Annotated in this window: 13 protein-coding genes; 6 read left to right on the top strand and 7 right to left on the bottom strand. The window is 71.3% G+C overall.

The window, feature by feature from the left end:
- Positions 1–173 precede the first annotated feature (173 nt).
- The gene (gene prcA / locus ACWCSD_RS34725) at positions 174–1,028 is read right to left on the bottom strand and encodes a proteasome subunit alpha (protein WP_397158705.1); all 855 of its coding nucleotides are present in this window, start codon (positions 1,026–1,028) and stop codon (positions 174–176) included.
- 21 nt (positions 1,029–1,049) lie between these two features.
- The gene (gene prcB / locus ACWCSD_RS34730; RefSeq protein WP_352364073.1) at positions 1,050–1,898 is read right to left on the bottom strand and encodes a proteasome subunit beta; all 849 of its coding nucleotides are present in this window, start codon (positions 1,896–1,898) and stop codon (positions 1,050–1,052) included.
- Between the two features lie 170 nt (positions 1,899–2,068).
- Here prcB and ACWCSD_RS34735 point away from each other — a divergent pair, with 170 nt between their 5' ends.
- From ACWCSD_RS34735 to ACWCSD_RS34755, 5 genes are read left to right on the top strand one after another with little or no spacing between them, the layout of a single operon-like run.
- Entirely contained in the window at positions 2,069–3,433 is a 1,365-nt protein-coding gene (locus tag ACWCSD_RS34735) for an extracellular solute-binding protein (RefSeq protein ID WP_397158710.1), read from the top strand.
- Entirely contained in the window at positions 3,408–4,334 is a 927-nt protein-coding gene (locus ACWCSD_RS34740; RefSeq protein ID WP_397158712.1) for a carbohydrate ABC transporter permease, read from the top strand. Before ACWCSD_RS34735 ends, ACWCSD_RS34740 begins: the two co-directional genes overlap by 26 nt.
- Positions 4,331–5,149, top strand: a complete 819-nt coding sequence (locus tag ACWCSD_RS34745) for a carbohydrate ABC transporter permease (protein ID WP_352364067.1) — start codon at positions 4,331–4,333, stop codon at positions 5,147–5,149. Before ACWCSD_RS34740 ends, ACWCSD_RS34745 begins: the two co-directional genes overlap by 4 nt.
- Entirely contained in the window at positions 5,146–6,192 is a 1,047-nt protein-coding gene (locus tag ACWCSD_RS34750) for an ABC transporter ATP-binding protein (RefSeq protein WP_397158714.1), read from the top strand. The genes ACWCSD_RS34745 and ACWCSD_RS34750 overlap by 4 nt, the downstream gene beginning before the upstream one ends.
- Before the next feature lie 32 nt (positions 6,193–6,224).
- Positions 6,225–7,271: a DNA polymerase IV gene (locus ACWCSD_RS34755; protein WP_449921315.1), complete on the top strand. Its 1,047-nt coding sequence runs from the start codon at positions 6,225–6,227 to the stop codon at positions 7,269–7,271.
- A gap of 85 nt (positions 7,272–7,356) precedes the next feature.
- Here the strand turns inward: ACWCSD_RS34755 and ACWCSD_RS34760 are convergent, their stop codons facing one another.
- Positions 7,357–7,566 carry a ubiquitin-like protein Pup gene (locus ACWCSD_RS34760; RefSeq protein ID WP_132622197.1) on the bottom strand — a complete coding sequence of 70 codons (210 nt, stop codon included), beginning with the start codon at positions 7,564–7,566 and terminating at the stop codon, positions 7,357–7,359.
- Positions 7,567–7,715: 149 nt separating this feature from the next.
- Between ACWCSD_RS34760 and ACWCSD_RS34765 the strand changes: the two genes are divergently transcribed.
- Positions 7,716–8,120 carry a hypothetical protein gene (locus ACWCSD_RS34765; RefSeq protein WP_352327589.1) on the top strand — a complete coding sequence of 135 codons (405 nt, stop codon included), beginning with the start codon at positions 7,716–7,718 and terminating at the stop codon, positions 8,118–8,120.
- Positions 8,121–8,145: 25 nt separating this feature from the next.
- Here the strand turns inward: ACWCSD_RS34765 and dop are convergent, their stop codons facing one another.
- The 4 genes from dop to ACWCSD_RS34785 form a co-directional block, all read right to left on the bottom strand.
- On the bottom strand, positions 8,146–9,663 hold the full coding sequence (dop, locus tag ACWCSD_RS34770) for a depupylase/deamidase Dop (RefSeq protein WP_358299020.1): 1,518 nt from the start codon (positions 9,661–9,663) through the stop codon (positions 8,146–8,148).
- Between the two features lie 86 nt (positions 9,664–9,749).
- Entirely contained in the window at positions 9,750–10,829 is a 1,080-nt protein-coding gene (locus ACWCSD_RS34775) for an acyltransferase family protein (protein ID WP_449921320.1), read from the bottom strand.
- Between the two features lie 66 nt (positions 10,830–10,895).
- Complete coding sequence (locus tag ACWCSD_RS34780; protein WP_397158721.1) at positions 10,896–11,915, bottom strand: pyridoxal-phosphate dependent enzyme; 1,020 nt, start codon at positions 11,913–11,915, stop codon at positions 10,896–10,898.
- A gap of 65 nt (positions 11,916–11,980) precedes the next feature.
- On the bottom strand, positions 11,981–12,812 hold an 832-nt coding region (locus tag ACWCSD_RS34785), incomplete at its 5' end, for a Kae1-like domain-containing protein (RefSeq protein WP_449921323.1).

Genomic DNA, 12,812 nt, shown 5'->3' on the forward strand with positions numbered 1-12,812 from the left:
CCACGGCCGCACGGGATGCCGCCGTTCGGCCCGTAGACGTTCGCCGCGGACGTCTGGTAGGAGCCGGCGTTTCTGTCGGAGAGGTCGAGAGCCCTGGCGCGGGCGGTGAGCTCAAGGGAAGGGGCGAGAGCCGTCATGGCGGCCCTCGCCCCTTCCCTGCGGTCTTCGAAGGCTCAGAGCGGCCCGGAGCCGTCGTCGACGTCGCCTTCGGGGCCCGTGGGCGGACCGGTCGGCGGCGCGGCGGGCGGCGTGGCGGGCGGGGTCTCAGGCGCCGTCTCGGACGACTCCGCGGCGGGCCCGGTCGGCGGGGCCTCGGGCGGGGTGGCGGGCTGCGCGGCGGACGTCGTCGTCTGGGCGAGCAGGCGCTCCAGCCGCGCGCCCGTCAGCCGCAGGAACTTGCGGTGCTCGCGGTTGCGGTCGAGCACCGCGACCTCCAGCTGGGTGACCGGCGGCCGCTCGCCGCCCGGCTCGGTGAGCGCGGCCAGCGCCACCTCAAGGGCGTCGGCCAGCGACATCGACTCGCGGTAGCGCTCCTTCAGCCGCCCGGCCACGGCGTCGGCCTGGCCGCCCATGGCCGCGAAGCCGTGCTCGTCGAACACCGAGCCGTCGAAGGTCAGCCGGTAGATGGCGTCGCCGTCGGGCGTGTCGCCGACCTCGGCGACGACGACCTCCACCTCCAGCGACTTGATCGACTCGGTGAAGATGCGGCCCAGGTTGGAGGCGTAGAGGTTGGCCAGCCCGCGGCCGGTCACGTCGGAGCGGTCGTAGGTGTAGCCGTTGATGTCGGCGTAGCGGATGCCGCCGAGGCGCAGCTCCTCGAACTCGTTGTAGCGGCCGACGGCGGCGAACCCGATGCGGTCGTAGATCTCGCTGATCTTGTGCAGCGCCCGCGACGGGTTGGGCGCCACGAACAGGATGCCGTCGACGTACTGCAACACGACGACCGACCGGCCCCGCGCGATGCCCTTGCGCGCGTAGTCGGCCTTGTCCCGCATGATCTGCTCAGGGGACGCATATCCAAAAGGCATGGACACGGGCAGTGGTCCTTTCTAGCGCAGCGGGGCGATGGGGCCGTCGGGCGAGATCATCCGCGCCTCCAGCATCTGTTCGACCTTGGCGGCCACCTGCTGGTCGGTCAGCCTGCGGAAGCCGTCGGCGTCGATCACCGACACGATCGGCCAGATCTTCCTCGACACGTCGGGCCCGCCGGTCGCCGAGTCGTCGTCGGCCGCGTCGTAGAGGGCCTGGATCACCGTCATCACCATGTCGTCGGCCGAGGCGCCGTCGCGGTAGAGCTTCTTCAGCGAGCCGCGGGCGAAGATCGAGCCGGAGCCGATGGCGTCGTACCGGTCGCGCTCGTAGGGGCCGCCCGCCACGTCGTAGCTGAAGATGCGGCCCTCGTCGCGGTCGGGGTCGTAGGCCGCGAACAGCGGCACCACCACCAGGCCCTGCATCGCCATGCCGAGGTTGCCGCGGATCATGGTGGCCAGGCGGTTGGCCTTGCCCGCCACCGAGAGCGTGCGGCCCTCCATCTTCTCGTAGTGCTCCAGCTCCACGCGGTAGAGGCGGGCCATCTCGATGCCGGTGCTGGCCGTGCCCGCGATGCCCATGCACGAGTAGTCGTCGGAGCGGAACACCTTCTCGATGTCACGCTGCGAGATGATGTTCCCCGACGTGGCCCGCCGGTCGCCCGCCATCACCACGCCGCCGGCGAAGGTGGCGGCCACGATCGTGGTCGCGTGCGGGACCTGGTCGCCGATCGGAGTGGCCAGCGCCTGGTGACGCTGCGGCAGCAACTCGGGCGCGTAAGAGCCGACGAACTCGGTGAACGAGGAGTTCCCTGAGTTTCGGAAAAGCTGGTCCACCAGGCCGACGGGCAGATCCCTGTTCGGTGCCACGCGACTCCCTCCCAACATCAGTGTCTCTAGGCCGACCCTACTCATGTTGCGTTGCTGTCTGCACTTCCCACGATCAGCTCACGGCGAACCGTTCATCAGATCGTTTCTTTACGCCCGCCACACCCCGTGCGATTGTCGGTATGTCTGCACGTCCTGAACAGGAGGCCGACTTGCGACTTCCCAGCCGGCCCGCGCTCGTCGCGGCCGCAGCCGTCCTGGCCCTCACCTCCTGCGGCTCCGGCACCCAGTCCGGGGGCAGCATCACCCTCACCATCACCGCCAACTCCATCGAGGGCGGCAAGAACTCCGAGTCCGCCGCCTGGATCAAGAAGTGGGTCATCCCCGAGTTCGAGAAGACCCATCAGAACGTCAAGGTGCTCTTCCAGGGCAACGGCGTGGACGACGAGCAGTACAAGACCAAGATCGCCCTCGACCTCAAGTCCAGGACCGGGGCCGACGTCATCGACCTCGACGGCATCTGGGTCGGCGAGTTCGCCCAGGCCGGATACATCAAGCCGCTCACCGAGGTCGGCGGCGCCGGCGTCGAGCAGTGGGAGGGCTGGTCGCAGATCCCGCAGGCCGTCCAGGGCCTCGGCATCTTCGACGGCAAGAAGTACGGCCTGCCCCAGGGCACCGACGGCCGCGTGCTGTACTACAACAAGGCGCTGTTCAGGAAGGCCGGGCTGCCCGAGACCTGGCAGCCGACCAGCTGGCAGCAGATCATCGACGCCGGCGTCAAGCTCAAGGCCGCCGGGGTGCCCACGCCCCTCCAGATCGACGCCGGCACCGCCATGGGCGAGGCCACCACCATGCAGGGCGTGCTGCCGTTGCTGGCCGGCGCCGGGGCGGAGATCTACGCCTCGGGCAAGTGGACCGGCGCCTCCCAGGCCGTCAAGGACGTCCTCGGCTTCTACCAGCAGGTCTACGGTGGCAGCGGGCTCGGCGACCCCAAGCTCCAGCAGGAGGCCAAGGGCCGCGACAAGTCCTTCGCGCAGTTCGCCGCCGGCAAGATCGCCATCCTGGCCGAGAGCGACTACTTCTGGCGCTCGGTCATCGAGCCCAAGGCCGGGGTCGCCCCTATGCCCGACCGCGACCAGGTCGTCGGCTACGCCAAGATCCCGGCCAGGCAGCCCGGCGGCGGCATCCGCGGCCAGGACTTCGTCAGCATGTCCGGCGGGGCGGTCCGCGTGCTCAACCCCTTCTCCAAGAACCCCAAGGCGGCCTGGGAGCTGCTGGCCTTCATGCACTCGGCCGCCGCGACCAAGTCGCAGCTGGCCGGGCAGGCCCGCGTCAGCGCCCGCACCGACGTCAACGAAGAGGTGCTGAGCGCCGACCCCATGCTCAAGTTCGTCGCCGACGAGGTGCTGCCCATCACCGCCTACCGGCCGGGCCTGGCCGTCTACCCGCAGGTCTCCACCGCCCTGCAGGAGGCCACCGCGGCCGTGGTGGCCGGGAAGAGCGCTGAAGAGGCGGCCGCGGCGTACCGGAGCAAGCTGGAGGGACTGGTCGGTGGCGCGGCCAACGTCGGCGGCTGACGCCGCCGGACTGGGCCGGGGCGGGGCGGTCGCGTTCGTCCTGCCCGCCCTGGTCCTGATCGGCGTCTTCCTGCTCTTCCCTGCCCTGTGGACCATCTACCTCGGCCTGACCGACTACCGGCTGACCGGCCTGGCCGCCGCCGACCCCCAGGTCGTCGGACTGGACAACTACACCGCCGCACTCGCCGACCCCCGATTCCTGTCCTCGCTGTGGCTCACCCTGCTGTACGTCGGCGGCTCGGCCGTCGTCGGGCAGGCCGGGCTGGGCTTCGCCCTGGCCTGGATCCTGCGCTCGCGCACCGGCCCGCTGCGCCGGGTCGTCGAGGGCGCGGTGCTGCTGTCGTGGATCCTGCCCAGCACCGTGGTCGGCATGTTGTGGTTCGCGCTGCTCGACCGCGACGACGGCACGCTCAACGCCCTGCTGCACACGCCCGGGTTCGCCTGGCTGCTGGACTACCCGCTGCTGTCGATCATCGTCTTCAACGTGTGGCGCGGCACCGCGTTCTCGATGATGCTCTACTCGGCCGCCCTGGAGAACGTGCCGCCCTCGCACCTGGAGACCGCCCGGCTGGCCGGCGCGAGCGTGCCGCAGCAGCTGCGCGACGTGGTGCTGCCCGCCATCAGGCGGCACGTCCTGACGAACCTGCTGCTGATCAGCCTGTGGACGTTCAACGACTTCACGCCGTTCGTGCTGACCGGCGGCGGGCCCGAGGGCCGCTCGGAGATCCTGCCCGTGTACGTCTACCGCGTCGCCCTCCAGGACGGGCAGCTCGGCGTGGGCGCCGCCATCTCCTTCCTCATCCTGCTGATCAACCTCGTCTTCGCCCTGGCCTACCTGCGGTTGCTGCGCGGACGTCGCCGCACGCGGGAGGTCGCCGCCGCCGGAGGACCGCCCGCATGATCCGCCACACGCTCGGACGGCTGGCCGCCACCGTGTTCGTCGCCGTCGTCCTGGCCTTCTTCGCGCTGCCCATGCTCTGGCTGGCCAGCGCGCCCTTCGACGACACGCCGACGATCACCACGTCGATCCCCGAGTTCACGTTGCGCAACTTCGCCGCCGTCCTGGACAACCCGTACGCGCTGGGCTCGATCCGCAACTCGCTCATCCAGGGGGGCGGGGCGGCGGTGCTGGTCGTCGTCCTGTCGGCGCTGGCCGCCTACGCCCTGTCGCGGGTGCGGCTGCCCGGCCGCGACGTGCTGCTCTACCTGCTCCTGCTGCTGTCGTCCGTGGTCACCGGCACCGCGGCGATGGTGCCGATCTTCGAGCTGGCCACCCGGCTCGGCCTCATCGACACCCATCTCGGCGTCGTCCTCGTGGTCTCGGCCGGTCTGCTGCCCGCCGCGATCTTCATCCTGAAGGACTTCATGGACGAGACGCCCACCTCCTACGAGGAGTCGGCCCGGGTCTTCGGCGCCTCGTCGCTGCAGATCCTGCGGCACATCGTGGTCCCGCTCGTCCGGCCGGGGCTGGCCACCATCGCCGTGTGGGCGCTGGCCAGCGTGTGGGGCGGGTTCCTGTTCCAGTTCATCCTGCTGCGCGACCCCGAGAAGGCGCCCGGCTCGATCATCCTCTACACGCTCTACACCGAGGGCGGCGCGCCCCGGCTCGACCTCATCTCCGCCTTCTCGCTGCTGTACTCCCTGCCGGTGGTGCTGATGTACCTGTTCGTCTCCCAGCGGTACGGTTTCCGCTTCCACGGAGGAATCAAGCGTTGATCTCCCTGCACGGCCTGACCAAGGTGTTCCCCGGGGGCGTGCGCGCGCTCGACGACCTCGCCCTCACCGTCGAGGACGGCGAGTTCTTCGCCCTGCTCGGCCCCTCCGGCTGCGGCAAGACCACCCTCCTGCGCAGCATCGCCGGCCTGGAGACCCCCACTTCCGGGACCGTCGCCATCAACGGCAAGGACGTCACCGCGCTGCCGCCGGGCGAGCGCGACGTCGCCATGGTCTTCCAGGACTACGCGATCTTCCCCCACATGGACGTCACCGCCAACATCGCCTACCCGCTGCGCATCAGGAAGGTCCCCCGCGCCCGCCGGACGGAGAAGGCGGCCGAGGTCGCGGCCCGGCTCAGCCTCACCGAGCTGCTGCTGCGGCGTCCGTCCGAGCTGTCCGGCGGCCAGCAGCAGCGGGTGGCGCTGGCCCGCGCGATCGCCTGCCATCCGGCCGCGTTCCTGTTCGACGAGCCGCTGTCCAACCTCGACGCCCGCCTGCGCCTGGAGGCGCGCACCTTCCTCAAGCGGCTGCAGCGGGAGCTGGCCGTCACCACCGTGTTCGTCACCCACGACCAGGCCGAGGCGCTCGCGCTGGCCGACCGCATCGCCGTCATGTCCAGGGGCTCGATGATCCAGGTCGGCACCCCGGCGGAGATCTTCCACCGGCCGGCCACCACGTTCGTGGCCTCCTTCATCGGCTCCACCCCGATGAACCTGCTGCCCGCCCAGGTCACCGGCTCCGGGCTCAAGGTGGCCGGCGCCCTGCGCCCCCTGCCCGACGGCCTGACCCCGGACGACGACGCCCCCGTGACGTACGGCGTGCGCCCGGAGTACATGGACCTGTCCCCCGCCGAGCGCCCCGACGCCTTCCCCGGCGTGGTCTCCGTCCTGGAGAACATGGGCACCCACACCCTCATCACCCTGGAGTCGCCGGACGCGCTCATCCAGGCCGTCGTGCCGGAGGGCGAGGAGCCGCCGCTCGGCGCCGCCCGCTGGGCCGTGCCGCGCCGCGCCCTGGTCTACCGCGACGACCGGCTGCTGTGACCCCGGGGCGGCCCGCCTCGCATACTGGACTCATGGCCAGGTCCTGGATCCTGCACGTCGACCTCGACCAGTTCATCGCCGCCGTCGAGCTGCTGCGCCATCCCGAGCTGCGCGGCAGGCCCGTCGTCGTGGGGGGTTCCGGCGACCCCGCCCAGCCGCGCACGGTCGCCGCGACCGCCACCTACGAGGCCCGCGCGCACGGCGTGCACTCCGGCATGCCGCTGCGCACCGCGCTGCGGCGCTGCCCCTACGCCGTCTTCCTGCCCAGCGACCCGCCCGCCTACGAGGCCGCCTCCGAGCGCGTCATGGCCGCCCTGCGCGAGCTGCCGGTGCTGGTGGAGGTCTGGGGCTGGGACGAGGCGTTCGTCGGCGCCACGACCGACGACCCCGAGGCGCTGGCGGCCGACCTGCGGCGGGTCGTGCTCGACCGCACCACGCTGAGCTGCTCGGTCGGCATCGGCGACAACAAGCACCAGGCCAAGCTCGCCTCGGCCTTCGCCAAACCGGCCGGCGTCTACCGCCTGACCGGCGAGAACTGGGCCGAGGTGATGAACGACCGGCCGACCGACGCGCTGTGGGGCATCGGCGCCCGGACGGCGAAGAAGCTCGCCGGGCTCGGCCTGCGCACGGTCGCCGACCTGGCCGCCGCCGACCCCGCCGAGCTGGCCCGGGCCTTCGGCCCGGTGAACGGCCCCTGGTTCCACTACCTGGCCCTCGGCAGGGGCGAGGCCGAGGTGGACACCACTCCCTGGGTGGCCCGCGGTCACAGCCGCGAGATCACCTTTCCCCGTGACCTCACCGATCGGGAGGCCGTCGCCGGCCAGGTGGCCGACCTCGCCGGGCAGGTCGCCCGCGACGCCGTGGCGGCGGGGCGTCTCTGCGCGCGGGTGACGGTCAAGGTGCGCTTCACCCCGTTCCTGACCCGTACCCGGCAGTGCACGCTCCCCGAGCCCACGGCCGACGCCGGCGCGCTGACCGAGGCGGCGCTCGCCGCGCTGGGCCGCTTCGACCTGGACCGCCCGGTCCGGCTGCTCGGCGTGGCGGTCGACTACACGGCGCCCGACCGAACTCCTGGCTGAGTGCCAGAGGAGTGAGCCCCGGCCGCATCGGCCGGGGCTCCTCCTTCCCCATGGTCAGAGCGGTGAGGACAAGGCCCTATTGGCCCTACTCGCCACCCTTTTGCACATAGGAACGCACGAATTCCTCTGCGTTCTCTTCGAGTACCTCGTCGATTTCGTCCAGGATCGCGTCGACATCGTCAGTGAGCTTCTCCTGTCGCTCCTGCACGTCCGGCGCCGCCGAGGCCTCGGTCTCCTCAACTTCGGCCTCACGCCGGCCGGTCTGCTTCTGCCCGCCGGTGTCCTTGGTTGCCATGTCCTACCTCCGCTTGGGGGACTGCCTCTAAGGCATATCTTCCCCGAACCGGACGACATTTCGCGTCGAACACCCTGCGATCTTGGCGGCTTGACTGGATAGCACTCCTATCCAATAATGGATCCACCTCTACACAAGGAGATCCCGACATGTCGCCTTCGTCGCTGCACACGGCAGGTGTGCTCCTCATCACAGTCCCCGGCGTCGCGTTCGGCGGCGTGACGCTGCTGCGTTTCCTCATGCGCAACGAGCCGGGCTATCTGGACAACCCCGTCCGCAGGGGCCTGTGGCGGGCCGGGCACGCGCACGCGGGCGTCCTGGTGCTGTTCAGCCTGGTCGCGATGGTGTACGTGGACCAGGCGAGCCTGTCCGAAGGCGTGAAGGCGCTGACGCGCACGCTCATCGTGGCCGCGCCCATCCTGATGCCGCTGGGCTTCTTCCTGTCGGTGCTGCGTCCGCGCGACACCAAGCCGAACCGGCTGATCTGGCTGACCGCGGTGGGCGGCGCGTCGCTGGCCGCGGGCACGCTGACGCTCGGCATCGGCCTGCTGTGAGCCCCGGGACGGCCCGGGGCCCCGGCTACTCCCCGGTGCCGGTCAGCGCCGCGACCAGCTCCGCCGCGGTGCGGCAGCGGTCGAAGAGCTCGCCGACGTGGGCCTTGGTGCCGCGCAGCGGTTCGAGTGTGGGCACGCGCTGCAGGGACTCCCGGCCGGGGATGTCGAAGATCACCGAGTCCCAGGAGGCGGCGGCCACCGACTCGCTGTACTGGCTCAGGCAGCGCCCGCGGAAGTAGGCGCGGGTGTCGGTCGGCGGCAGCTCGATCGCGCGCTCGACCTCCTCCTCGCTGATCAGGCGCTGCATGCGCCCGCGCGCCACGAGCCGGTTGTACAGGCCGCGGTCGGGGCGGATGTCGGAGTACTGGAGGTCGACGAGCTGCAGCCGCGGGTGGGACCAGGGCAGGCTGTCGCGGGTGCGGTAGCCCTCCAGCAGCTCCAGCTTGGCGACCCAGTCGAGCTCGCGCGAGAGCTGCATCGGGTCCTCGGCCAGGCGCGTGAGCACGGACTCCCAGCGGTCGAGGACGTCCTTGTTCATCTCGTCCTGGGCGGTGCCGCGTTCCTCGACGTACTTGCGGGCCTGCTCCAGGTACTCCATCTGGAGCTGCACGGCGGTGAGCCTGCGGCCGTCGCGCATCGGGATCTCGTAGCGGCAGGTCGGGTCGTGGCTGACCGCCCGCAGCGACTGGACGGGGTTCTCCACGGCCAGGTCGCGGGTCAGGAAGCCCTCTTCGATCATGGCCAGGACGAGCGCGGTGGAGCCGAGCTTGAGATAGGTGGAGATCTCCGACATGTTGGCGTCGCCGATGATCACGTGCAGCCGGCGGTACTTCTCGGGGTCGGCGTGCGGCTCGTCGCGGGTGTTGATGATGGGCCGCTTGAGCGTGGTCTCCAGGCCCACCTCGACCTCGAAGAAGTCGGCGCGCTGGCTGATCTGGAAGCCCTCGCCGCGGGAGTCCTGGCCGATGCCGACCTTGCCCGCGCCGGTGACGACCTGCCGCGAGACGAAGAACGGCGTCAGGTGCCGGACGATGTCGGCGAACGGCGTGGCCCGCCGCATCAGGTAGTTCTCGTGGCAGCCGTAGGAGGCGCCCTTGGCGTCGGTGTTGTTCTTGTAGAGCTGGATCGGCGCGTTGGACGGGATCGCCGAGGCGCGGGTGGCCGCGTCGTACATCACGCGCTCGCCGGCCTTGTCCCAGATGACCGCGGCCCGCGGGTTGGTGCACTCCGGCGAGGAGTACTCCGGGTGGGCGTGGTCGACGTAGAGCCTGGCCCCGTTGGTGAGGATGACGTTGGCCAGCCCGAGGTCCTCGTCGGTGAGCTGGCTGGGATCGGCGACCTCGCGGGCCAGGTCGAAGCCGCGCGCGTCGCGCAGCGGGTTCTCCTCCTCGAAGTCCCATCGCGCTCTGCGCGCGCGGGCCGCCGAGGCGGCCAGGTAGGCGTTCACGACCTGGGAGGAGGTCACCATCGCGTTGGCGCCTGGCTGACCTGGTACGGAGATGCCGTATTCGGTCTCGATGCCCATCACCCGACGCACCGTCATGCAACACCCTCTGTTCGTCCGGATCTGCCTATCCGCCGTTTATATGCCCGAGCCTATGCCCTTCACAGTGCCCCGAGGCCACAGAGTTATGGCACCGACGCCTTCTGAATCTGTACGGCGGAGCTTGTTGTGGTTTGCGGTGATCTGCGGGGCTTGAGGAGTCGCTGGATCGGCCGTTCGGCAAAGGAGTAGATCAGATACGACAGCACGACGGCGACCAGCGTCGTGACCAGGGCCACCGTCCAGGGGGGCAGGTCGCCGGTGAGCAGCGGGATGAGCGCCGCCGCGACGACCCCATGGAAGAGGTAAAGCGGGTAAGTGGTGGCGCCCAGCGCGGTGAGCGTCCTGGAGGGTTTGAGGCGGATCAGGCCGAGGGCGACCAGGGCCATGGCGGCGAAGATCAGGGTGAGGGTGACGATCACGCTGGTGTCGGTGACGGGCATGTTCTTGAACCCGGCGGCGTCGATGCGGCGGTGCACGCGGCCCAGCGCGGCGGGAATGGCCATGGCGTATCCGGCGGCGACGTACAGCCACGGGAGCAGGGCCTTGCGGTTCTGGTGGATGAGATACAGGGCCATGCCGGCGACGAAATAGGGGGCGTAGTCGGGCATGACGATCTCCTTCAGCAGATCGTTCTCCACGAACCTGGCGGCCAGCGCGGCGGCCAGCCAGACGCCCGAGAAGACCAAAACGCGCCCGTACGTGACGCCGGCGATCACCAGGATCGCGATCAGCAGGTAGAAGCGCAGCTCGGCCCAGAGCGACCAGTAGACGCCGCTGGCGTCGGCCACCTTGAACAGCCGCTGGAACATGGTGGCGTTCACCAGGTACTGCCCTGGTGAAAGTTTTGGGTCCAGCGCGGTGGCTCCGGTCAGCCCGTACAGGGCCGCCACCGCGCCCAGGCTCAGCCAGTACGCCGGGTAGAGCCGCACCAGCCGCGACCGGGCGAACGCCCCGAGCCCCCGCCCCCACACGGTCATGAGGATGACGAACCCGCTGATGACGAAGAACAGCTCGACGCCGAGGATGCCCAGCCCGGCGAAGGGCGCCAGCGCGGGGAACAGCGCGGCGGGCCTGGCCCCCCAGACCGAGGCGAAGGCCACCAGGTAGTGGAAGGCGACGACCGCCAGGGCGGCGAGGAAGCGCAGCAGGTCGAGCTCGGCCAACCGGCCGTCTCCCCGAGCATGCTTTGGCCGGTTAGCTTGATGCACGCCCTTTTGACGACCCGCTGATCACTTTGGTTCCACGGGTCCCTCTGTTCCCACCAGCAACACGCGTGCGGACGGGCCGAGCGCGATCGCCTCGCGGGTGCCCGGGTCGAGGGCGAGCAGCCCGGCGGCCCCCGCCGCGCCGCACTCCGACAGCGCCACCCCGTGCTCGGCCAGCAGCGCGGCGGCCTCGGCGGCCTGCTCGTCGGCCACGGTGACGAACAGGTCGGCCTGGCGGCTCAGCAGGTCGAAGGCGATCAGGGACGGTTCCAGGCAGTCGAGCCTGCCCAGGCGCGTGGGCGAACCGGTCGCGTGCACCGGCCGTCCCGCGCGGGCGCTCTCCAGCAGGCAGGGCGCGCCATCGGGCTCGACCACGACGATCCTCGGCTGCTCGCCCCAGCGGTCGCGCGTGTACCCGGCCGCGGCGGCGGCCAGCCCGCCCACCCCGGCCTGCACGAACACGTGGGTGGGCGGGATCTCGATCTCGTCGAACAGGACGGTGTAGCCGCGCATCACGTCCAGGGGGATGTCGTCGTAGCCCTCCCAGGAGGTGTCGGCGACCAGGCGCCAGCCGTGCTCCTGGGAGGCGTGCAGGGCGGCGGCCAGGCTGGCGTCGTAGTCGCCGCCCTCGCGGCGGACCTCGGCGTCCAGGGCGCGCAGCCGGTGCGCGAACGGCTCGGGCACCTGCTCGCTGAGGTAGACGACGCAGTGCGCGCCGAGCTCCCTGGCCCCGGCCGCGACCGAGATGCCGTGGTTGCCGGCGCTGGCGCAGACGTACGTGGTGCCGCCGCCGTCGCGTTCGGACAGCCGGTGCACGGCGTAGGCCCCGCCGAGCGCCTTGAAGCTGCCCAGGCCCATGCGGCCGCTCTCGTCCTTGACGTGCACGGTGCCCGCCCCGGCCAGATCGGTCAGGGTGTGCACGGGCGTGGGCCGGTAGGCCGGGTGCCGGGCGAAATGGGCGCGGGCGAGCCGGGCGTGCTCCACACCGATCAGCTCACGGTCGCGTTCGGCGTAGGGCGTGCGGCCGGGGTTGAAGAAATGCATGATCGCCATGCTAGGACGGGCCGGGCGGCGTTCCCCGGCACCCGGCGGGCGCGCCCGGCCGCATGTCACGCGGACCGGTCGCGGGCGGCGGCCACGGCGGCCTGGCCGAGGCTGAGGCCGCCGTCGCCGGGCGGCACCCGGGTGTGGGTGAGCACCCGGAACCCGGCCCCGCGCAGGCGCTCGACGGCCCGTTCGAGCAGCAGCGCGTTCTGCAGCACCGAGCCCGACAGCGCCACGGTGTTCAGGCCGGTGCCGTCCCTGAGCATGACGCAGCACCGCACGACGGCGTCGGCCACGCCGTTGTGGAAGCGGCCCGCGATCGAGCCGGTGGCCACCCCGGCCGCGACGTCGGCGGCGGCGGCCCGGACGAGGTCGGCGGCGTGCACGACGAGCAGGTCGCCCTCGGTGATGGTCGCCGGGTACGAGCCGCTCTCGGCCGGGTCGGCGCGCTGTTCGAGCTCGGCGGCCGCCTGCCCCTCGTAGGTGACGGCGTCCCGGATGCCGAGCAGCGCCGAGACGGCGTCGAACAGCGGCCCGGCGCTGGAGGTCATGGGCGCGCCCAGCCCGGTGCGGGTCCGGGCGAGCACGTCGGGCCAGTGGGCGGCGTTGCGGCGGACGACGTCCAGGCCGGGGTGCTCGTCGCGCAGGTAGGCGGCGGCCATGCGCCACGGCTGGCGGAGCGCGGCGGCGCCGCCGGGCATCGGGACCAGGGCCAGGTGGCCGAGCCGGTGGCAGGAGGTCAGGTCGGCGCGCAGGAACTCGCCGCCCCACAGTGTGCCGTCGAGGCCGTGGCCGGGGCCGTCGAGGGCCACGCCGATCACCGGGCCCGTCTCGCCGTTGTCGGCCAGGCAGGAGGCGATGTGGGCGTGGTGGTGCTGGACGCCGACCAGCTCGACG

It is taken from the genome of Nonomuraea sp. NPDC001684 (genome assembly GCF_053596515.1).